This is a genomic window from Streptococcus mitis NCTC 12261, from assembly GCF_000148585.2.
In the GTDB taxonomy this organism is placed as follows: Bacteria; Bacillota; Bacilli; order Lactobacillales; family Streptococcaceae; genus Streptococcus; species Streptococcus mitis.
This window is the reverse complement of record NZ_CP028414.1, coordinates 902326-923334: the sequence shown is the minus strand read 5'-3', so window position 1 is coordinate 923334 and position 21009 is coordinate 902326. Positions and strand designations below refer to the sequence as shown.

Annotated in this window: 20 protein-coding genes; 5 read left to right on the top strand and 15 right to left on the bottom strand. The window is 39.5% G+C overall.

All coding sequences use genetic code 11. The features are described from left to right. The first annotated feature begins 5 nt into the window (after nucleotides 1–5). The 5 genes from SM12261_RS04845 (at nucleotide 6) to xerS (ending at nucleotide 6440) form a co-directional block, all read left to right on the top strand. Complete coding sequence (locus tag SM12261_RS04845) at nucleotides 6–1184, top strand: hypothetical protein (protein WP_000174770.1); 1179 nt, start codon at nucleotides 6–8, stop codon at nucleotides 1182–1184. A 188-nt stretch (nucleotides 1185–1372) separates the two neighbouring features. Beyond that, nucleotides 1373–2224 carry a ribosome biogenesis GTPase YlqF gene (gene ylqF, locus SM12261_RS04840; RefSeq protein WP_000201321.1) on the top strand — a complete coding sequence of 284 codons (852 nt, stop codon included), beginning with the start codon at nucleotides 1373–1375 and terminating at the stop codon, nucleotides 2222–2224. Beyond that, a complete protein-coding gene (locus SM12261_RS04835; protein ID WP_000201106.1) occupies nucleotides 2211–2990 on the top strand; it encodes a ribonuclease HII in 780 nt (259 codons plus the stop codon). Before ylqF ends, SM12261_RS04835 begins: the two co-directional genes overlap by 14 nt. Nucleotides 2991–3006: 16 nt before the next feature. Next, the gene (locus tag SM12261_RS04830; protein ID WP_004239419.1) at nucleotides 3007–4557 is read left to right on the top strand and encodes a ClC family H(+)/Cl(-) exchange transporter; all 1551 of its coding nucleotides are present in this window, start codon (nucleotides 3007–3009) and stop codon (nucleotides 4555–4557) included. An 812-nt stretch (nucleotides 4558–5369) separates the two neighbouring features. Beyond that, on the top strand, nucleotides 5370–6440 hold the full coding sequence (gene xerS / locus SM12261_RS04820; protein WP_000817852.1) for a tyrosine recombinase XerS: 1071 nt from the start codon (nucleotides 5370–5372) through the stop codon (nucleotides 6438–6440). 73 nt (nucleotides 6441–6513) lie between these two features. Here the strand turns inward: xerS and lplA are convergent, their stop codons facing one another. The 15 genes from lplA to dhaK form a co-directional block, all read right to left on the bottom strand. After that, nucleotides 6514–7503 (bottom strand): lipoate--protein ligase, encoded by a 990-nt coding sequence (gene lplA, locus SM12261_RS04815; RefSeq protein WP_000873983.1) that lies wholly within the window; start codon nucleotides 7501–7503, stop codon nucleotides 6514–6516. Between the two features lie 59 nt (nucleotides 7504–7562). Then, nucleotides 7563–9266: a dihydrolipoyl dehydrogenase gene (lpdA, locus tag SM12261_RS04810; protein WP_001162878.1), complete on the bottom strand. Its 1704-nt coding sequence runs from the start codon at nucleotides 9264–9266 to the stop codon at nucleotides 7563–7565. A 45-nt stretch (nucleotides 9267–9311) separates the two neighbouring features. Next, nucleotides 9312–10355: a dihydrolipoamide acetyltransferase gene (locus SM12261_RS04805; RefSeq protein WP_000752716.1), complete on the bottom strand. Its 1044-nt coding sequence runs from the start codon at nucleotides 10353–10355 to the stop codon at nucleotides 9312–9314. A 109-nt stretch (nucleotides 10356–10464) separates the two neighbouring features. After that, on the bottom strand, nucleotides 10465–11457 hold the full coding sequence (locus tag SM12261_RS04800) for an alpha-ketoacid dehydrogenase subunit beta (RefSeq protein WP_000448715.1): 993 nt from the start codon (nucleotides 11455–11457) through the stop codon (nucleotides 10465–10467). Between the two features lie 15 nt (nucleotides 11458–11472). Continuing rightward, nucleotides 11473–12441, bottom strand: coding sequence for a thiamine pyrophosphate-dependent dehydrogenase E1 component subunit alpha (locus tag SM12261_RS04795; protein ID WP_000025262.1), 969 nt, complete (start codon nucleotides 12439–12441; stop codon nucleotides 11473–11475). A gap of 153 nt (nucleotides 12442–12594) precedes the next feature. Further along, nucleotides 12595–13956 (bottom strand): MATE family efflux transporter, encoded by a 1362-nt coding sequence (locus tag SM12261_RS04790; RefSeq protein ID WP_000283632.1) that lies wholly within the window; start codon nucleotides 13954–13956, stop codon nucleotides 12595–12597. 41 nt (nucleotides 13957–13997) lie between these two features. Continuing rightward, entirely contained in the window at nucleotides 13998–15266 is a 1269-nt protein-coding gene (locus tag SM12261_RS04785) for a dihydroorotase (protein WP_000924473.1), read from the bottom strand. A gap of 12 nt (nucleotides 15267–15278) precedes the next feature. After that, the gene (locus tag SM12261_RS04780; protein ID WP_001135768.1) at nucleotides 15279–15743 is read right to left on the bottom strand and encodes an NUDIX hydrolase; all 465 of its coding nucleotides are present in this window, start codon (nucleotides 15741–15743) and stop codon (nucleotides 15279–15281) included. Nucleotides 15744–15752: 9 nt separating this feature from the next. Next, a complete protein-coding gene (locus tag SM12261_RS04775) occupies nucleotides 15753–16406 on the bottom strand; it encodes a uracil-DNA glycosylase (protein WP_000401338.1) in 654 nt (217 codons plus the stop codon). Between the two features lie 61 nt (nucleotides 16407–16467). Continuing rightward, entirely contained in the window at nucleotides 16468–17160 is a 693-nt protein-coding gene (gene pynA / locus SM12261_RS04770) for a pyrimidine 5'-nucleotidase PynA (protein ID WP_000120611.1), read from the bottom strand. Nucleotides 17161–17198: 38 nt separating this feature from the next. Then, nucleotides 17199–17396, bottom strand: coding sequence for a hypothetical protein (locus SM12261_RS04765; RefSeq protein ID WP_000658758.1), 198 nt, complete (start codon nucleotides 17394–17396; stop codon nucleotides 17199–17201). Next, nucleotides 17393–18394, bottom strand: a complete 1002-nt coding sequence (locus tag SM12261_RS04760; protein ID WP_000344676.1) for a hypothetical protein — start codon at nucleotides 18392–18394, stop codon at nucleotides 17393–17395. The genes SM12261_RS04765 and SM12261_RS04760 overlap by 4 nt, the downstream gene beginning before the upstream one ends. Nucleotides 18395–18989: 595 nt before the next feature. Continuing rightward, nucleotides 18990–19364, bottom strand: coding sequence for a dihydroxyacetone kinase phosphoryl donor subunit DhaM (gene dhaM, locus SM12261_RS04750; RefSeq protein WP_000534739.1), 375 nt, complete (start codon nucleotides 19362–19364; stop codon nucleotides 18990–18992). Further along, nucleotides 19364–19939 carry a dihydroxyacetone kinase subunit DhaL gene (gene dhaL, locus SM12261_RS04745; protein WP_001100267.1) on the bottom strand — a complete coding sequence of 192 codons (576 nt, stop codon included), beginning with the start codon at nucleotides 19937–19939 and terminating at the stop codon, nucleotides 19364–19366. Before dhaL ends, dhaM begins: the two co-directional genes overlap by 1 nt. A gap of 21 nt (nucleotides 19940–19960) precedes the next feature. Then, a complete protein-coding gene (gene dhaK, locus SM12261_RS04740; protein WP_000720683.1) occupies nucleotides 19961–20950 on the bottom strand; it encodes a dihydroxyacetone kinase subunit DhaK in 990 nt (329 codons plus the stop codon). Nucleotides 20951–21009 lie beyond the last annotated feature (59 nt).

The following is a 21009-nucleotide window of genomic DNA, read 5'->3' as shown; positions in this document are numbered from 1 at the left end:
ACCTCATGACACTTCCAGTTAGAAAATCCCTGCATGATGCGGTTTTACAGGCTTCAAAAGCTGATACTTGGGAACAAGCTACCAAGGAATGGAATGAAGTTTCCTTGATTTTTAACGGTATCGGCCGTAGCAATTGTGTCTGTGGAAATGCCATCAAATACGCCTACGAACTCTTTAACGGAGTGACTGGTCAACGACTATTTCCTATAGGTAGCGACTGCGTTCGTCATTTTCATCGATTGTCTCTTGACCAGCAATTGGAAGAGGAAGAAAAACTGCTAAGAAAGGTTGAAAATCTAACCAGAAAAGCTCAGAAAAAGGAAAAAATCAAGGTCAATAAAAGTGACTTTGACGAGCGACTTCTAAAATGGCTCTGGGAAAAAGGTGTTTTCAAACCCAATCGTGGCAATCAATTTGCGCCTGAGAGAGACTACCAGCTTTTCCTAGAAGTCTTTCAGGGAGGAAGTTGGACCAAGGCAGAGCCTAAGAAGAAGGCTCGGATGGAAGAAGTCCTTGAAAAGTGTATCAAACCCTTTTTACTTGGCAAACCGGATGACCAACTCTACCTTGTCAAGCTAGGCAAGGAGAAAATTGACTACGAGCAAGAACTCCGAATCCAAGCAGAGAAAGAGCGCAAAAAGAGAGATAAAATCGCCAAGCAATATGCAGACAATCTGGTCCTAGCCATGGGCCCAGCAGAGCGCGCTTATCAAGATTACTTTGGCTTTACAGAAACCCTAACTCAAGAAGAACGTAAGTGGGAGAAAATACTTTTTGGTAAAAATAGAACAGAACGGGCTATCAAGGCCAAACAATACCAAAAAGAGCTGGAAAAAGACCAACGAATTGCTAGTCAGGATCCAATTGAAAGAAAGCAGAAGCAGACCTGGCTCCTCAATTCCTATTTTCGTGAGCTTCCTGAAGAAAAAGCTCGATTTTCTAGGCTCTTATTAGAATATCGAAAAAGTGGAGAAGTTCCCTTTTCAACCGAATATCTGTCAGATCATCTTATTGACTTTTTCTATAAAATGAAAGCCTTTGAGTTTGAAATCGCACCAGAACAAGTTCGAGATTTTATAAAAGAAAGCCTCCAGGCAGAACATCTCTCATCAGCACAGGAATGCTGGATAGAAGGGATTCTAACAAATTGCATAGTCCCATTTTTATCTCGAATACTCATCTAAAACTAAATATATAAGTCTTAGAATTTTATATAAAGTTAATATATAAATTAAGTGGGGTTGAAATCAGTCTTCCTTTAAAAAGTAGCTATTACAAACAAAAGCTTATGCAAAAAAGACTAATTTATGATAGAATAGAGGATAAGAAAGAAAACGTTTTTACAATTTTTTCAATCCGAAGGAGATATATTATGGCTACTATTCAATGGTTTCCTGGTCACATGTCTAAAGCTCGTCGACAGGTTCAGGAAAATTTAAAATTTGTTGATTTTGTGACGATTTTGGTTGATGCACGCTTACCTCTATCTAGTCAAAATCCTATGTTGACCAAGATTGTTGGTGATAAACCAAAACTCTTGATTTTAAATAAGGCAGACTTGGCTGACCCGGCAATGACCAAGGAATGGCGCCAGTATTTTGAATCACAAGGAATTCAGACGCTAGCTATCAACTCCAAAGAGCAAGTGACTGTAAAAGTTGTAACAGATGCGGCCAAGAAGCTCATGGCTGATAAGATTGCTCGCCAGAAAGAACGTGGGATTCAGATTGAAACCTTGCGTACCATGATTATTGGGATTCCAAATGCTGGTAAATCAACTCTCATGAACCGCTTGGCTGGTAAGAAAATTGCCGTTGTCGGCAATAAACCTGGTGTTACCAAGGGGCAACAATGGCTTAAAACCAATAAAGATCTTGAAATCCTAGATACACCGGGGATTCTTTGGCCTAAGTTTGAGGATGAAACTGTAGCTCTTAAGTTGGCTTTGACTGGAGCTATCAAAGACCAGTTGCTTCCTATGGACGAGGTGACCATTTTTGGTCTCAATTATTTCAAAGAACATTATCCAGAAAAGCTGGCTGAACGCTTCAAACAAATGAAAATTGAGGAAGAAGCGCCTGTTATTATTATGGATATGACCCGTGCCCTCGGTTTCCGTGACGACTATGACCGTTTCTACAGTCTCTTCGTGAAGGAAGTCCGTGATGGCAAACTCGGTAACTATACCTTAGATACATTGGAAGACCTCGATGGCGACGATTAAAGAAATCAAAGAACTCCTTGCTACTGTCAAGGACCTTGATAGCCCTATTATTTTAGATCTTGAAAAGGATAATCGCTCTGGAATTCAAAAGGAAATCAGCAAGCGTAAAAAAGCTATTCAGGCAGAATTGGATGAGGATCTTCGTTTGAAATCCATGCTTTCCTACGAAAAAGAACTGTATAAGCAAGGATTGACCATGATAGCAGGTGTTGACGAGGTTGGTCGTGGTCCTCTTGCTGGTCCTGTAGTCGCTGCAGCAGTTATTTTACCTAAAAATTGTAAAATTACAGGCCTCAACGACAGCAAGAAAATTCCTAAAAAGAAACATCTGGAGATTTTCCAAGCAGTTCAGGACCAAGCCTTATCAATCGGGATTGGTATCATGGATAATCAGGTCATCGACCAAGTCAATATCTATGAAGCAACCAAACTGGCCATGCAGGAAGCAATCTCTCAGCTCAGTCCTCAACCTGAGCACCTTTTGATAGATGCCATGAAGCTGGATTTACCCATTTCACAAACATCTATCATCAAAGGAGATGCAAACTCTCTCTCTATCGCCGCGGCTTCTATAGTAGCCAAGGTGACACGTGATGAATTGATGAAGGAATTTGACCAGCAATTTCCCGGCTATGATTTCGCTGCTAATGCAGGATATGGAACAGCTAAACACCTGGAAGGACTGAAAAAAATAGGAGTTACCCCTATTCATCGGACCAGCTTTGAACCCGTTAAATCGCTGGTTTTAGGAGAAAAAGAAAGTTAAATTAGAAGGAATGATTATGGAGGAACAGTCAGAAACACTCAGTTCCAAGAAAGAATTTGCCTTTGCCTCGAGTACCATATTATCCCAAGTTGGACGAGGAATCATTGTTGGTCTCGTTGTTGGAATTATCGTTGGATCCTTTCGTTTCTTAATCGAAAAAGGTTTCCACCTGATACAAGGACTTTATCAAGATCAAGCGCATCTAGTGCGCAATCTTTTTATCATTGGTCTATTTTATTTAATAGTTTGTTGGCTCAGTGCGAAATTAACTCGGTCAGAAAAAGACATCAAAGGCTCAGGAATTCCTCAAGTCGAAGCCGAATTAAAGGGACTCATGACTCTCAACTGGTGGGGCGTTCTTTGGAAAAAATATATTTTAGGAATTCTTGCTATTGCTAGCGGTCTTATGCTGGGGCGAGAAGGGCCAAGTATTCAACTTGGAGCAGTCGGTGGTAAAGGAATTGCCAAATGGCTCAAATCCAGTCCAGTAGAGGAACGATCCTTGATTGCTAGTGGAGCTGCCGCTGGTCTAGCTGCAGCCTTTAATGCACCAATTGCAGGTCTTCTCTTTGTCGTAGAAGAAGTCTATCATCACTTTTCTCGCTTTTTCTGGGTGTCTACTCTAGCAGCTAGTCTCGTAGCAAACTTTGTTTCCCTACTCATATTTGGTCTGACGCCAGTGCTGGATATGCCAGATAACATTCCTCTCATGACCCTGGATCAGTATTGGATTTACCTCCTTATGGGAGTTTTTCTTGGACTATCTGGTTTTCTCTATGAGAAAGCTGTACTTAATGTTGGTAGTGTTTATGATTGGCTTGGTCAAAAAATCCATTTGGATAGAGCTTATTACCCAATTTTTGCCTTTATTCTCATCCTACCAGTCGGAATCTTCTTACCCCAAATCCTTGGTGGTGGAAATCAGCTGGTTCTTTCCCTAACTGAGCAAGATTTTAGTTTTCAAGTTCTATTAGCGTACTTTTTGATTCGCTTTGTTTGGAGCATGATTAGCTATGGAAGTGGCCTGCCAGGAGGAATTTTCCTACCAATTTTGGCACTTGGCTCCTTACTTGGTGCCCTAGTTGGTGTTATTTGTGTCAATCTTGGACTTGTCAGTCAAGAGCAATTCCCTATATTTGTCATTCTAGGAATGAGTGGCTATTTTGGAGCAATATCCAAGGCTCCCTTAACTGCTATGATACTCGTAACTGAGATGGTAGGAGATATTCGCAACCTCATGCCACTTGGTTTAGTAACCTTGGTCGCCTACATCATCATGGATCTACTCAAGGGGGCGCCAGTTTATGAGGCTATGTTGGAAAAAATGCTACCTGAAGAAGCGTCAGATGAAGGAGAAGTCACACTTATTGAAATTCCTGTATCAGACAAAATCGCTGGAAAACAGGTTCATGAACTCAATCTACCACACAACGTCCTCATCACAACACAAGTCCATAATGGTAAGAGCCAAACAGTTAACGGCTCAACCAGAATGTATCTCGGAGATATGATTCACCTAGTTATTCCAAAAAGTGAAATTGGGAAAGTCAAAGATTTGTTGTTGTAGTGATTTTTACATAATTTATGTTATGTAAAAAATAAACTTCTTAATTAAATATATTAGAAAACCGATTCTCAGCAATGAGATCGGTTATTTTTACATATAAGATATTTCACGTACAAATAATTGAGCTTTGGAAAAATAAGACTATAATTAAGTTAGAATTGATAATGCATAAAGCTAGAAAGGAGTTTACTGTATAAAATCTGTACAGTAAGATTAAAATCATGAAAAAGAAAACAATAGCAATTATACAATGTATTTTGTATCCCATAGCTCCTTACACAGCTCTTCAGTTAAGTAGAATGAACAGAAGTATCGTTACTGATAATCTCTTTTTTATTTTCCTTATTCTGTTGACTATTTCATTCTGGTTTAGTATTTGGAAACTAGAAAAAGCACTAGATAATGATTCACAATGAAACTGCAAAGATTTAAATCCATTTTACGCAAAAACTGGAAAATTTTGTACTTTTTCCTAAACAGTGGATAAGCCCTTGATACAACTGGGTTTAAGACGTAAAGTACACTCTCTAAAAATTGTACTTTATAATTGAAATGTACTTTATTTTAAGGCAAGATAAAGTACATTTTCACTAAACTAAAATGAACATTTGAAAAATTTCAGTTTTTACTTTGATAACGTACATTTTTAGCTATTTTTGTTCAAAAAAATTTTTTTAGTAATTGGGACGATTTAAGTCTTTTTTATCACTTTTAAAAAAACTCTATGACATCTTTCTGAAAAACTATAATTTTCTTGAAAAATAAATAAGTCTATGCTATACTACTAGTAGACTTATTTATGGAGAAAATACATGAAACGTGAGATTTTACTGGAACGAATAGACAAACTAAAACAAATCATGCCCTGGTATGTTCTGGAATACTATCAATCTAAGCTAGCTGTACCTTACAGTTTTACAACCTTGTACGAATATCTCAAGGAATACGATCGATTTTTCAGCTGGGTTTTAGAGTCTGACATTTCAAATGCTGATAAAATGTCTGATATTCCTTTATCTGTCTTGGAAAATATGTCTAAGAAAGACATGGAATCTTTTATCCTTTATTTACGTGAACGTCCTTTGCTGAATGCTAATACAACCAAACAAGGAGTTTCACAGACAACTATCAATCGAACCTTGTCAGCTCTTTCCAGTCTTTATAAGTATCTAACCGAGGAGGTTGAAAACGATCAGGGGGAACCTTATTTTTATCGTAATGTAATGAAAAAAGTTTCAACCAAAAAAAAGAAAGAAACGCTTGCTGCCAGAGCTGAAAACATCAAGCAAAAACTCTTTTTAGGTGATGAAACAGAAGGTTTCCTAACTTATATTGACCAAGAGTATCCACAACAACTTTCAAATCGCGCTCTCTCATCATTCAACAAAAATAAAGAACGTGATTTGGCCATTATTGCCCTTCTATTGGCGTCTGGTGTCCGCTTATCTGAAGCTGTTAATCTGGATCTAAGAGATCTCAATCTCAAAATGATGGTTATTGATGTCACTCGAAAAGGGGGTAAACGTGACTCGGTCAATGTCGCTGCCTTTGCTAAGCCTTATTTAGAGAATTATTTGGCCATTCGAAATCAACGCTATAAGACGGAAAAAACAGATACAGCCCTTTTTTTGACTCTCTACAGAGGAGTTCCTAATCGTATCGATGCTTCCAGCGTTGAGAAAATGGTTGCTAAGTACTCTGAGGACTTCAAAGTCCGTGTAACACCCCATAAACTACGACATACCCTAGCAACCAGGCTCTATGATGCCACTAAATCGCAAGTTTTGGTCAGTCACCAGCTAGGACATGCCAGCACACAAGTCACTGACCTCTATACCCATATCGTTAATGATGAACAAAAGAATGCTCTAGACAGTTTATAAAATACATAAAATAAATTATGTAATATATGGTTTTTAAAAAAGAAGCTGGTCCTACAACCAACTTCTTTTTGATTTATCCAACTACCGCTTCAGCGATTTCTTCACGGCTAATACCAGCGAAATAGCGTGTGATATCAATGGTTTCTAACGCCTTAAGGACATCTTCGCGTTCGTATTTCACCCCACGAAGGACATCTTCTACTGCAGCAACATCTTCAATACCAAAGAAGTCACCGTAAATCTTGATGTCTTGGATTTTTGATTCGAGAACATTAGCAAAGACTTCCACCTTACCACTAGTGAATTTTGTTCCACGACGGACGTTAAATTCAGGTGATTTACCATAGTTCCAGTCCCAAGTTCCAAACTTAGTATCTTTGATACGGTTAATTTCAGCTAGTTCTTCCTCAGAAAAAACGTATTCTGTCATCTCTGGATACTCTTTTTTCATGTATTCCAAGAGTAAGTCACGGAATTCTTCGACTGTGATTTTTTCTGGTAATTCATTGATAATATTGGTTACACGAGCACGAACCGATTTCACACCTTTTGATTCAAATTTATCTTTTGAAACCTTAAGGGCATTTGCTAGGACTGACAAATCAACGTCAAAGAGCAAGCAACCATGGTGCATGATACGACCGTTGATATAGGCTTGAGCATTGCCACAGAATTTCTTTCCATCAATCTCAAGGTCATTACGGCCTGTGAACTCAGCTTTAACCCCAAGTTGAGCCAAAGTATTGATAACTGGAGTTGAAAAACTCTTGAAGTCAAAAGCTTTGTTTTCATCTTCTTTTGAGATGATCGTGTAGTTGAGGTTATTTAAATCGTGGTAAACAGCTCCACCACCGCTGATACGGCGAACTACCTCGATGCCATTTTCGCGAACATAATCACGGTTGATTTCTTCGATGGTATTCTGGTGACGACCAACAATGATAGATGGCTTGTTAATCCAAAGTAGGAAAATTTGATCCTCATCCAAAAGGTGTTTAAAGGCGTATTCTTCCAAGGCAATATTAAAGGCAGTGTCGTTTGAATGATTGATAATGTATTTCATGATATCCCTTTATACGATAGAGACTGGAAAACACCTTTCCAGTCTAATCTATCTTTCTTTTATTTTTTCTTAGGTGAATGGATGGCCATTCCTAAAACATCCGCAAATGCTTCGTACATCACTTCAGAGTAGGTTGGGTGTCCGTGGATAGTCTTCAGCATTTCTTCAACAGTAATTTCCATTTCGATAATGCTCGATGCTTCATTGATCAATTCTGCAGCTGCAGGACCGATGATATGAACACCAAGGATTTCTCCGTATTTCTTATCCGCAATAACTTTAACGAAACCTTGAGCTGCATCCGATGCAATAGCACGACCGTTAGCAGCAAAGTTGAACTTACCGATGGCTACATCGTATTTCTCACGGGCTTGTTCTTCTGTCAAACCTACTGCTGCTACTTCAGGAAGAGTGTAGATAGCTGCAGGAGTCAAATTCAATTTGGCAACAGCATGATTTCCTTTAAGGGCATTTTCAGCGGCAACTTCACCCATACGGAAAGCTGCGTGAGCCAACATCTTAGTACCATTAATATCACCTGGTGCGTAGATACCTGGAACAGAAGTTTCCATGTATTCGTTGACCTTGATACGACCACGATCCAATTCAAACTCAACCTCTCCAATACCTTCAAGGTCTGGCACACGACCGATTGAAAGAAGAGCTTTATTTGCAATGATATCGTCTTTTCCTTCAACTTTAATACGAAGTTGACCATTTTCTTCGATGATTTCTTGCAGTTTAGTACCAGTCAAGATGGTCATTCCTTTACGTTCAAGGATCAAGCGAAGGTTCTTAGAAACTTCTGAATCCATAGCTGGCACGATACGATCCATCATTTCGATAACAGTCACTTTTGAACCAAATGTCATGAAGGCCTGACCGAGCTCGATACCGACAACACCACCACCGATGATAACAAGACTTTCTGGTACTTCGTTCATTTCAAGGATGTCGTCGCTGGTCATGACAAGTGGAGATTCCATACCAGGGATGTTGATCTTGCTGACTTTTGAACCACCAGCAAGGATGATTTTCTTGGTTTCAAGTAATTCAGAGCCATTTACCAAGACGTTCTTGTCTTTAGTAATGGTACCAATTCCTTTATGAACAGTAACTCCGTAGCTACGAAGAAGACCAGCAACTCCACCAACCAAAGTATTGACTACCTTAGACTTGGTTTCAAGGAGTTTGTCCATATCAACAGTGAAGTTAGGATTTTCAATCACAATACCACGATTTGCAGCATGACCGATATTTTCAATAATTTCAGCGTTATGTAGGTAGGTTTTAGTTGGGATACATCCACGGTTCAAGCAGGTTCCACCGAGTTCAGATTTCTCAACAAGGGCAACCTTCCCACCGAGTTGGGCAGCTTTAATGGCTGCAACATAACCAGCAGGACCTCCACCAATCACAACGATATCAAAAGCATCATCGCTCTTACCATCATCGTTTGAAGCACTTGCTGTAGGTACAGGGCTAGCTTCTGGCGCTGCTGCTCCAGCTGTTGGGATATTTTCCCCTTCTTCGCCAAGGTAACCGATAACTTCCGTTACAGGGACTGTTTCACCGTCCCCTTTGAGGATAGCAATCAAGTACCCATCTTCTTCGGCTTCCAATTCCATGCTGACTTTATCAGTCATGATTTCCAAAAGGATTTCTCCTTCTTTTACAAATTCTCCGACTTTTTTATTCCATTGGACGATTTGTCCTTCTGTCATATCCACGCCGGCTTTTGGCATAATTACTTCTAAGGCCATGTCTTCCTTCCTTTATCTATATCTTAAAAATGAATACTCTTGTACTTAAATCAACATTGAGATTGGATTTTCAATCAATTCTTTCAAGTCTTTCATAAACTTAGCACCAGCCATACCATCTACGACACGGTGGTCAATTGTTAAACCAAGGCTCATGATTGGGCGAATCACAATTTCACCATTGACTACAACTGGCTTCTCGATTGTCGAACTCACACCAAGGATAGCTGAGTTTGGTTGGTTGATGATAGGACCAAAAGACTGAACACCAAACATTCCCAAATTACTGATTGTGAAAGTTGAATTTTGCAGTTCGCTTGGAGCTAATTTACCATCCAAGGTACGGCCAATAACATCCTTGAAGGCTACAACCAGTTCTGAAAGACTCATCTTCTCAGCATTGTAAACAACAGGTGTCATTAATCCATTATCCATCCCAACTGCCATGGCAAGATTGACATAGTTGTGAGTGATAATAGTCTTGCCATCTTCTGTCAATGAAGCGTTGATGTATGGGTGTTTCATAAGAGTCTTAACAACTGCAAGTGAAAGAAGGTCTGTTACAGTAGTCTTCTTCCCAGTTGCTTCCATGATTGGTTCAAGCACCTTCTTACGAAGAGCCAACATTTCAGTCATATCAACTTCATAGTTGAGAGTGAAGGTTGGCGCAGTTAGGTAAGATTCAACCATCCGTTGGGCAATAACCTTACGCATTGGTGTCATTGGAATACGCTCAATTTCACCGTATGGTGTTACGTTATCAGGAACTTCTTCCACTTTTTCAATCTGAGCAGGAGACTTGATGGTGTCGTTTTCGATATTTTCAGGAAGCAAGGCCAAAACATCCTTCTTCATGATTTTACCACGATGACCAGTTCCTTGGATTTCCTGCCAAGCAATGTTATGTTCGAGGGCAATTCGTTTTGCAAGTGGCGAAATGCGAACCACATTTGTGTCTTTATAAGTTTCCACGTCTTCTTTGTGGACACGACCGTTTGCACCTGAGCCAGAAACGTCGTAGAGGTTGATCCCTAAATCATCCGCTAACTTTCTAGCCGCAGGAGTCGCTCTTAGCTTGTCATCAGCCATGACCTCTCCAATTCTATACTAAGATATTAAGGACGAAGAGCTCCGTACCTAAAAGATACAAAGTTTCTCGTCAGCTTTATTTTGTTTACATAACTTATCTTATGTAATTCTATTCTTTGTTATATGTTTTACGAATGGCATCTTTGATGCTTTCAACGGTTGGAATCATTGCATTTTCTAGGTTTTGTGCATAAGGCATTGGCACATCTTCTCCTGCGCAACGACGGATTGGTGCATCTAGATAGTCAAATGCTTCTGATTCTGAAATAATAGCTGAAATTTCACCGATATAGCCGCTTGTTTTATGGGCATCGTTAACCAGAACAACTTTACCAGTCTTCTTAACTGAGTTAATGATAATCTCCTTATCAAGCGGAACAAGGGTGCGTGGGTCAACAATCTCAACAGAAATTCCTTCTTCTGCTAATTCTTCAGCTGCTTGAACCACACGGCGAAGCATTTTTCCATAAGTAACAACTGTTACATCCGTACCTTCACGTTTGATTTCCCCAACTCCAAGTGGAATCGTATAGTCTGGATCAACTGGTACTTCCCCTTTTTGGTTAAATTCTGACTTGTACTCAAGGATAATAACAGGGTTGTTATCACGGATAGAAGACTTAAGCAGTCCTTTCATGTCCGCAGGCGTACCTGGTGCTACAACCTTAAGTCCTGGGATATGAGTGAACCAAGACTCTAGAGATTGTGAATGCTGGGCTGCAGAACCAACTCCGTTACCAGCTGCACAACGAACAGTCATTGGAACCTGACCTTTACCACCAAACATGTAACGTGTTTTAGCAGCTTGGTTGACGATATTGTCCATGGCAATAACCGAGAAGTCCATGAAGGTCATATCAACGATTGGACGAAGTCCTGTCATGGCTGCTCCTGCTGCTGCTCCAGAGATGGCAGCTTCAGAAATAGGACAGTCACGAACACGTTCTGGACCAAATTCTTCAAGCATTCCAACAGAAGTTCCGAAGTCTCCTCCGAAGACACCGACGTCTTCTCCCATCAAGAACACATTTTCATCGCGACGCATTTCCTCAGACATAGCAAGGATAATGGTGTCACGGAAGGACATTGTTTTTGTTTCCATTTTATCTCTTTCTCCTTAGTCTGCGTAAATATCTTCAAAGGCTGATTCAAGCGGTGGGAATGGACTTTCTTCTGCAAATTTAACAGAAGCTTCTACTGCTTCCTTGACTTGCGTTTGGATTTCTTCCAATTCTTCGGCACTTGCAATAGTGTTTTCAATGAGGTACTTGCGAAGGTTTTCGATTGGGTCTTTTTGTTTCCACAATTCCACTTCTTCGCGGGTACGATATTTACCAGGGTCAGATGATGAATGACCAAGCCAGCGATAAGTTACACTTTCAATCAAGACTGGACCATTGCCACCACGAACATGATCTACAGCTTTCTTAAATCCTTCATAGACATCTATGACATTGTTACCGTCTTCGATGAACATTCCAGGAATTCCATAAGCAGCGCTACGTTGATGGATATGCTTCACATTAGTCATTTTCTTGATATCCGCAGAGATACCGTAACCGTTGTTGATGCAATAGAAAATGACTGGCAGGTTCCAGATAGAAGCCATATTTACTGCTTCGTGGAAAACACCTTCGTTGGTCGCACCATCTCCAAAGAAGCAGACAACGATTTTTCCAGTATGTTGCATTTGCTGACTGAGGGCTGCACCAACAGCGATTCCCATACCACCACCTACGATACCATTGGCACCAAGGTTACCAGCATCAAGATCGGCAATATGCATAGATCCACCTTTACCTTTACAGGTTCCAGTGTATTTGCCAAGGATTTCAGCCATCATTCCGTTGAGGTCAATCCCTTTGGCAATTGCTTGTCCGTGACCACGGTGGTTTGATGTGATTAGATCATCTGGATTGAGAGCCAACATAGCACCCACGTTAGCGGCTTCCTCTCCAACAGAAAAGTGCGTCATTCCTGGCACTTTCCCTTTCTTTACTAATTGCGCAATTTTTAAGTCCATACGACGGATTTCTTCCATCTTACGGAACATCTCTAGCAAAAGATTTTTATCTAAAATTGACATCTTCTTGCCTTTCTAACTTTCTTCTTACCTTACTATTTTACCGTTTTTGGCAAATACTGTCAAAGTTTTTCTAAAGAAAATTTCACAAATTAAAAAAGAAAACCCCATAGAAATAAGGGATTTTCTTATCAAGAATATTTTTTCACAAACTTTTTAGCGTTTAGATTTTTCTAAAGATTCAAATCTCTTCATAATCACAGTTAAACGCCAACGGTAGAGAACCCCACTCACAACCAAACTAATAATCAAGCCGATCCAGTAAGAATAGGCTCCAAAATCTGTTAGGGAATCAAATACCATAGCTACTGGGAGTGTCACCCCCCAGTAACCAACCAAACCAAGGCAAAAAGGAATAACGGTATCCTTATACCCCCGTAAAATTCCCTGGAGCGGTGCTGCAAAGGTATCTGCTAACTGGAAGAAAAGACTATAAGTCAAAAAGCGCGCTGTCAAATCGATAAATTCTGGGTCGTTACCATAAAGACTAGCCACATTTCCCCTAAAAATGTAAAGGAAGGTTAAGGTGAAGGCCGCAAAAACGAGAGCTACACTTCTTCCAATATGAATAAATTTTTTGGCATCTTGGAACCGTTTAGCTCCAAGTTCATAAGATACAACAATCGCCATAGCGGAAGAAATACTCATAGGAAAGGCGTACATGAGTGTTGAAAAATTCATAGCAGATTGATGACTGGCTATAATGAGCGATGAAAATTTAGCCATTAACAAACCAACTACAGAGAAAACAGCTACTTCAGCAAAAACTGTTCCTCCTATTGGCAAACCAAGTCGGACACCTTCCTTTATTCTTTCAAAATCAAGAGGGGTGATTTTGGAAAACTGATATTCTTTTAGCTTCTTATTCTTTATCAAAATGAAAATTGAAATGGCTAGAAGGCACCAATAAGCTAGAGATGTTCCTAAACCAGCTCCTGCTCCTCCTAACTCAGGCAAGCCAAAAACTCCATAAATCAAGAGATAGTTAAAGCCACTATTTAAAGGAAGCAACAAAAGCATCAGATACATGGAAAGTTTTGTCAAGCCCAAGGAATCTAACAAGGAACGGATAACACTAAAAAGTAGGAGAGGGATAATTCCGATCGCTAAAAACTGTAAGTAGTGTACAGCTACTGCTGCTACCTTTGGTTCTAAGCCAATATGATTCAAAATCGGTGGGGCTAGGAAAATTACCAATCCAAATAAGAAGATAGAAAGTCCTAAAGCTATATAAATAAACTGATAAAAATCTGAAGCAACTTCTTCCTTTTTTCCTCTACCTAAATTGTGTCCAATAATGGGAATCATAGCATAGACGATACCTGTCAAAAATGTGAAAAAAGGGTTCCATAAACTAGTTGCTGTAGAGACACCAGCCAAATCCATGGTATTGTATTGACCAGTCATAGTGGTATCTACAAATGAAGCGGAATAATTGGCAAATTGGTAGATCATAATCGGGAAGAATATCTTAAGAAATAAGATAAACTTGTCTTTAAAACGATGAGTTGGATACATAAAAAGTCTCTATTCTTTAACATTATAGAGCAGGATTCCAACTAGTTTTCATAGACAATTTGTCCTTTACAGATGGTATATTTGACCTGCCCTTTTAAGGTTTCACCGATAAATGGTGAATTGGCTGCTTTAGAAGCAAAATGTGAATCAACAAGACGGTCAGCCTTGGCATCAAAAATAGTAATATCAGCAGGACCATTTTCAGCTAGGTAGCCTGCTTCAAAGTTATATAGTTTTGCTGGATTGTATGTCATTTTTTCGAGTAATTCCATCAAACTCAACTCCCCAGCTTCCACCAAATAAGTTAAACCTAGAGAAAGAGATGTTTCCAAACCAGTCATACCAGATGGCGCTTTGGTAATATCTTCGACATTTTTTTCATCCGCATGGTGAGGCGCATGGTCAGTCGCGATAACTGTGATGACGCCTGACTTGAGACCTTCAATCACCGCACGACGGTCTGATTCCAAGCGAAGCGGTGGATTCATCTTAGCATTGCTACCTTGTGTCAAAAGAAGTGCTTCTGTCTTAGAGAAATGCTGTGGCGCTACTTCTGCTGTGACTTGCGCGCCTAGCCCTTGAGCAAACTCAACTACTTTGACACTTTCTTCCTTAGACAAATGCTGAATATGGACATGAGCCTTAGTTGCATAGGCAATCATGACATCACGCGCCATCATAGCGTACTCAGCCACCCCAGTCGCACCGCAGATATGGAAATGTTCTTTAGCGATATTTTCATTAAAGCCAAGAACACCGTTCAAACCTGGATCTTCCTCATGAAGACTAATAAAGGTATTAAGCTTTTTAGCTTCCTCCATGGCTTCCTTGACAACTTTACTGCTCTCAAGCGGAATACCGTCATCAGAAAAACCAACAGCTCCAGCTTCTAAGAGTGCTTTAAAGTCAGTCAAATCTTGCCCATTAAAATTCTTAGTAATGGTCGCAACCGTCTTAACATTAATCTTCTCTTTGGCAGCTGACTGGAGAACTTCTTGCAAAGTCTCCACGTCTGAAATGGTTGGACTAGTATTAGCCATCATGACAACCGTGGTAAAACCACCTGCAGCGGCTGCTAGGGCACCAGTATGGATGTCTTCCTTGTGGGTCTGACCAGGTTCACGAAAATGAACATGGATATCAACCAAGCCAGGAGCAACTACAAGACCTGTGGCATCCAGGATTTCTGCGCCTTCTTCTTTAATTTCAGGCGCAATTTTGATAATCTTTCCATCTTCAACCAAGACATCACACACTTGATCCAAACCAGACTTGGGATCCATTACACGACCATTTTTGATTAGTAGCATCTGCTTTCTCCTTTATTCATAAAAATCAACTTGGGTATCCAACAATTTATCCCCATCATAAACAAACTTAGCTGAAAAGAAGGGTTTGTCCTCTAAAAGCCACTCAACAAAGGTATGGTCACCTTCCCAAGTCGGCTTGCTCAAAACCTCATCATAAGGAACCCATTCCAGCGTCCCCTCATTGCAGTCAATCAAATCCCCCTCGAACTCCGTCACCTTAAAAACATAGGTGTACCAGTCTAAATCTGGTGTAAATTCAGGAAAAGTGATGACACCTTTTAGAACTGGCTTGGCTTTGAGCCCTGTTTCCTCAAGGATTTCACGCGCCGCGCATTCCTGAGGTGTCTCTCCTCGCTCTAGCTTACCACCCACACCAATCCATTTTCCTTCATGAACATCATTTGGCTTCTTATTACGGTGGAGCATAAGCAGTTCTTTCCCGTTATCAATGTAGCAAATCGTCGCTAACTGAGGCATATTTTCTCCTTATCTAAGCCAATCGATTGGCTCTTGTCCTGTTTCTTTTAAGAATGCATTGGCCTTGGAAAAAGGCTTGGAACCCCAAAATCCTCTATAAACTGACAAAGGACTGGGATGGGCTGATTCGATAATCAAGTGATGAGGATTGGTAACTAAGGCCTTCTTCTTGCGTGCATAAGCTCCCCAGAGTACAAAAACGACTTGTCTATCTAGATGATTGACCACCTGAATCACAGCATCCGTAAAAGGCTCCCATATCTGCCCAGCATGACCATTAGCCCGTCCAGCCGGAACTGTCAAACAAGCATTAAGAAGTAAGACTCCTTGCTCAGCCCAAGCTGTCAAATCATGAGATTTCTTAACCCCGATATCATCTGACAATTCTTTCAAGATATTTTGCAAGGATGGTGGAGCTGGGATAGAGTCCGGTACAGAAAAACTCAAGCCCTGCGCTTGACCTGGCCCGTGATAGGGATCTTGCCCTAGAATCACCACCTTAACTTCTTCAAGCGGTGTTGTCAAGAGAGCCTGAAAAACCTTTTCCTTGGGTGGATAAATAGTCCCCTGAGCATAGACCTGATTCATAAACTGATTGATTTTCCCGAAATAACCCTCAGGTAATTGCTCCTTAATCAAAGCATGCCAAGACGAATGTTCCATAGCCGACTCCTTCGTTTTTACTGCCTCTATTATAGCAAAAAGTGGCTTTCTAAACCACTTTTTACAGTTTATCTAAGCAATCCAGCAAGTCTTGGTAAGAATGGATTTCGTAAGTCGGCTGGGCTTGTGTGGGATTTTCGAGGTGATGAGGATTGTACCAGATAGTGTCAATCCCCGCATTATTGCCACCTTGAATATCGGCGGTTAGGGAATCTCCAAACATCAACGTCTTTTCTTTACTAAAACCTGCAATCTGTTGACCAATCTTTTCATAAAAGAGAGCATCAGGCTTTTGTGTTTGCAATTGTTCTGAGATAAAGACTTGATTGAAATAAGGTGCCAGACCAGATTGAGCCAAACGTCCCGTCTGAATAGCAGTAATCCCATTTGTCGCAGCATATAAGTCATAATCACGCTCGATGAGGCTATCTAAAAGTTCATGAGCACCTGAAAAAGCTTGCCCTTGCTGGGATAGGTAAAACTGGTAACGTTGGGCTAGAAAACTACCGTCTTTTTCCTGTCCAAAATGAGCAAATAAACGAGAAAAGCGCGTGTTAACCAGCTCTTGTTTACTAATTTTCTTTTGCTCCAAATCCTTCCAGAGAGCCTTGTTCATGGGAACGTAAAAGTCTTTGTAGGCCTGAATATCTGCAACCCCTTCTTCTTTTAGAAGTTGCGTCAAAGCCACATCCTCAGCAGCATCAAAATCAAGAAGAGTGTGGTCAAGGTCGAAAAGTAGAAATTTGTAGGACAATTTGAGAGTTTTCCTTTCTAGGTACTTAATAGATTAGTTTATTTCTTCTTTTTCTTAGTTTTATTCATCAACATACCAACTACAACTGGAGTAACCACACTGCCAACTTGTCCAACAACTTTAAGTATCTTTTTTGCTTCATCTATTTTTTTGTTTCTACACGATTCGCACTTATTGTGCTTATAACTTGATGGTAAATCCCTAGTACATGTCTTGCATTTTTTTATTTCTTTCATTCTAGCACCTCTGTCTCAATAGAATCTGTTTTATTTGGCAATTTCATTATAGAAGTTTCAATTTTTGGCAATTCTTTTGTCCAGTAATTTGTAGGCGAAGGATCAAGTAAATCAAGTCTCTCTACTAATTCCTGAGAACTGAGATAAGTTTCGTTAATAAATTTCCCAAAGTAATCCAAACTTTTTTGAGCAGCTTTTTTCTCGCCCAACTCATTATAAGCTATTGCTGCTGATAGTGAAACGATATTTACAGCTGCTAATCCATCTCGAATCTCATTCATACGAGCTTCAATTTTATCTGGTTTATCCCCTTTTAATAACTTACCCCAAGTAGAATCTGGTTGTTCTTTGATAAAATTTACATTTGATTTTTGACTAAGCATTAAGAGATTTCTACTATCTTCTGCATCTGAAATAACTTGCAGTAACATCATTGTTCTAATATTTGGATCTGATATCTCTCTAGCTTGCAAGAGTTTCTGTTGACAACTATAGGCTATTGCAAGTCTATCTGACTCCTGTCCTTTTCTGACGTCCTCAATAGCATATTGTACATTTTGAATCTCCTCTGCAATCTGAGCCATTTGAATTTGTGACGAATAATCAGCTAACGCTTTATTTAATTCTGGTGTCAATTTAACAGATTTCAATGGTACATTTCCAATGACTTTATTAGTATTAGTATCTACTAATACCGCCAAGAGAGAGCCATCTTTCTTGGTCATTAATTTTAACACTCCTTGAGCAATTGCTTCCCGTTGTTCTGGAGAAAGAATTGCCTGAAAAACCTCTTCAGGTATACTAGATTGGACAACATTGATAAAGGCTGGAGCAGAATATAACATTTTTTCTACTTCAGATAAGATTTTATTAGCATTTTTGACTAAAGGTTTGGCTATTTCTGGTAACTTATTAAAAAATGCTGAGGGTTTTAGTTCATAGCCATCAATATCAAGAATATCGAAGTCATCTTCTCCAAAAAATAAAACTTCATCCATAAATTACTACCTCATTATGTTTAAATTATTAGAAATATTATACCATATTAAACAAAATTATGATTTTGATTTTTCTTTAATATTATTTATCCAATCATTTTTACTGGAATCTAACATAGAATAATACTATCCTATACAATTGACAGCTCAAATCTTTCAGAATAGAACAATCCTAACTATCGAATACTCTAACTTCATAAATATCTATGCAATTCTAGATCTAGAATTCCTATAAACTAAATGTTTTCGCACTCTTCTAAAACATTGATTGCCTTAAATTTTAATTTTTGAAGGATTCTAAAGCTAGAATAGTCCCATCACAATCAGTTTTGAATTATTATACTCAATGAAAATCAAAGAGCAAACTAGGAAACTAGCCGCAGGCTGTACTTGAGTACGGCAAGGCGACGTTGACGTGGTTTGAATTTGATTTTCGAAGAGTATTAACAATTTAGAAACGCTATGATTCCACTCCTTTTACATTAAAAAGGAACTGCATAAAGCAATCCCTTTCTGATTTTGAAATTATTTACTTAAAATTTGATAGTTGAGATAATCAATAACTCACCTATAAAAGAAATGATAGGATGATTCCTTATTTATTGATTTCAAGCTCCGACAACTGTGTTTGAATAACTGACAGTTCTGCACCAGCCTGAAGAAGAGCAGCTGCAGTATAGGCACCTTCTACAATTGGAACCCTATTGATCATGATACTTTTATCACTGAAATCAGCCACCATTTCTAAGTTCATTTTAGCAGAACCTAGGTCAAAAAAAGCTAATAAAGTATCTGCTGGATTTTCGGAAACAACCCTATCTACTTGATCAAAACTCGTTCCAATTCCTCCATCTTCGGTTCCTCCTACATAAGTAATCGGAATATCTTTAGCTACTTCACTAATCAGTTCAACGACACCTTGTGCAATGTGTTTAGAATGTGAAACGATAACAAGACCAATACTTCCCATTAAACCACCCCAGTTTCTAAAAGAGCAGTAAAGAGTAATCCTGATGAAAATGATCCAGGATCAATATGTCCAAGAGAACGTTCTCCTACATAAGATGCCCTTCCTTTAGTTGCAAGTAAATCTTTGGTAGCATTCACTAGCTTATCAATAACCTCTTGAGTCAATTGGCCTGCAGACAAAGCAGCAATAACAGGAGTCCAAACGTCAACCATTGTCTTTTCTCCAACTTCTGCTTTCCCACGTTTGACAATCATATCCAAACCGCTTTGTAAGATTTCCTCTATTTTCGAATTTGAATCAGCCTTGGCCATGCCCATAAAAGCAGAGCCATACAAGGGACCAGAAGCACCGCCTACCTTGCTCAGTAATTGCATTGAGACAAGTTTAAACACATCACTGCTTGTTTCAAATTGCTTTCCTTCTAAGTTTTCCATAACTGCAGCCATTCCACGCGCCATATTTCCACCGTGGTCTCCATCTCCTATAGGGGTGTCTAGCTCACTAAGGTAATCTTTCTGTTCTTGAATCTTTTCATTAAAAAGCTTCATCCATTCAAGAGCTTGTTCAACATTCATGCGACATATCCTCCTTGAGTTTTACCAAGCTGGGGTAGTAACAGGTGTATTTAGAGCATCCAACCACTCATCATCTGCCAATCGAATCAATGTTAATGATAATCCAGCCATATCGATTGATGTCATATAGTTTCCAATTTTCTTAAATGCCAACTCAACACCTTTTTCATGGAGTAATTTAGCCACATCATTTGCAAATACGTATTGCTCCATAAGAGGAGTGCTTCCTAAACCATTGATGAGAAGGCCATAGCGTTCTCCAGCTTTAAGTTGGAAACCTTCAGATAACTTTTCAACCAATTCTGAGGCCAATTGTGCTGAGGGTTGCATCTTCTCTTTCTTATATCCCGGTTCACCGTGGATACCAACTCCGTATTCAAATTCATCATCTTCTAGAACAAAACCTGGTTTGCCAACTTCTGGAACAGTAGCGCCAGATAGAGCTAAGCCAATTGTTTTAATTTCTAAGACAAGTTTGTCGGCCAAGTCCTTCATTTCAGATAATGTTTTACCAGAACGAGCCGCATCACCCAAAATTTTATGGACTAATATAGTACCTGCGACACCTCGACGACCTTGGGTATAGAGACTATTTTCAACCGCAATATCATCATCGACTACAACACTTGCTACATCAATACCTTCCATTTCAGCAAGTTCTTGTGCAATTTCAAAATTCATGATGTCCCCAGAATAGTTCTTGATGACCATGAAAACTCCAGCACCTTCATCAGCCGCCTTGATGGCTTCTAAAATTTGGTCCGGAGTAGGTGAAGTGAAGACTGCTCCACAAATGGCAGCAGACAACATTCCATCTCCTACAAATCCAGCATGACTTGGTTCATGTCCTGAACCTCCACCTGAAATGAGTCCAACTTTTCCTGTCTTTTCTGCCTTTCTAACGATGACATCAAAACCATCTAAGCGTTCTACCAAGTCATCATGCATGAATGACAATCCCTGCAACATTTCATCAACAACTTGTGTCGGTTCATTTATAATTTTTTTCATGAGAAACTCCTTTCGGCATGTATCTTTGTTTTCGCTTTCATTATATATTTTTTATTGCT

Bases quoted from the DNA above. Each gene is read 5' to 3' on its own strand.
- SM12261_RS04845 (WP_000174770.1), top strand. From the start codon at position 6: ATGACACTTCCAGTTAGAAAATCCCTGCATGATGCGGTTTTACAGGCT.
- ylqF (WP_000201321.1), top strand. From the start codon at position 1,373: ATGGCTACTATTCAATGGTTTCCTGGTCACATGTCTAAAGCTCGTCGA.
- SM12261_RS04835 (WP_000201106.1), top strand. From the start codon at position 2,211: ATGGCGACGATTAAAGAAATCAAAGAACTCCTTGCTACTGTCAAGGAC.
- SM12261_RS04830 (WP_004239419.1), top strand. From the start codon at position 3,007: ATGGAGGAACAGTCAGAAACACTCAGTTCCAAGAAAGAATTTGCCTTT.
- xerS (WP_000817852.1), top strand. From the start codon at position 5,370: ATGAAACGTGAGATTTTACTGGAACGAATAGACAAACTAAAACAAATC.
- lplA (WP_000873983.1), bottom strand. From the start codon at position 7,503: ATGAAATACATTATCAATCATTCAAACGACACTGCCTTTAATATTGCC.
- lpdA (WP_001162878.1), bottom strand. From the start codon at position 9,266: ATGGCCTTAGAAGTAATTATGCCAAAAGCCGGCGTGGATATGACAGAA.
- SM12261_RS04805 (WP_000752716.1), bottom strand. From the start codon at position 10,355: ATGGCTGATGACAAGCTAAGAGCGACTCCTGCGGCTAGAAAGTTAGCG.
- SM12261_RS04800 (WP_000448715.1), bottom strand. From the start codon at position 11,457: ATGGAAACAAAAACAATGTCCTTCCGTGACACCATTATCCTTGCTATG.
- SM12261_RS04795 (WP_000025262.1), bottom strand. From the start codon at position 12,441: ATGTCAATTTTAGATAAAAATCTTTTGCTAGAGATGTTCCGTAAGATG.
- SM12261_RS04790 (WP_000283632.1), bottom strand. From the start codon at position 13,956: ATGTATCCAACTCATCGTTTTAAAGACAAGTTTATCTTATTTCTTAAG.
- SM12261_RS04785 (WP_000924473.1), bottom strand. From the start codon at position 15,266: ATGCTACTAATCAAAAATGGTCGTGTAATGGATCCCAAGTCTGGTTTG.
- SM12261_RS04780 (WP_001135768.1), bottom strand. From the start codon at position 15,743: ATGCCTCAGTTAGCGACGATTTGCTACATTGATAACGGGAAAGAACTG.
- SM12261_RS04775 (WP_000401338.1), bottom strand. From the start codon at position 16,406: ATGGAACATTCGTCTTGGCATGCTTTGATTAAGGAGCAATTACCTGAG.
- SM12261_RS04765 (WP_000658758.1), bottom strand. From the start codon at position 17,396: ATGAAAGAAATAAAAAAATGCAAGACATGTACTAGGGATTTACCATCA.
- SM12261_RS04760 (WP_000344676.1), bottom strand. From the start codon at position 18,394: ATGGATGAAGTTTTATTTTTTGGAGAAGATGACTTCGATATTCTTGAT.
- dhaM (WP_000534739.1), bottom strand. From the start codon at position 19,364: ATGGGAAGTATTGGTCTTGTTATCGTTTCACATTCTAAACACATTGCA.
- dhaL (WP_001100267.1), bottom strand. From the start codon at position 19,939: ATGAATGTTGAACAAGCTCTTGAATGGATGAAGCTTTTTAATGAAAAG.
- dhaK (WP_000720683.1), bottom strand. From the start codon at position 20,950: ATGAAAAAAATTATAAATGAACCGACACAAGTTGTTGATGAAATGTTG.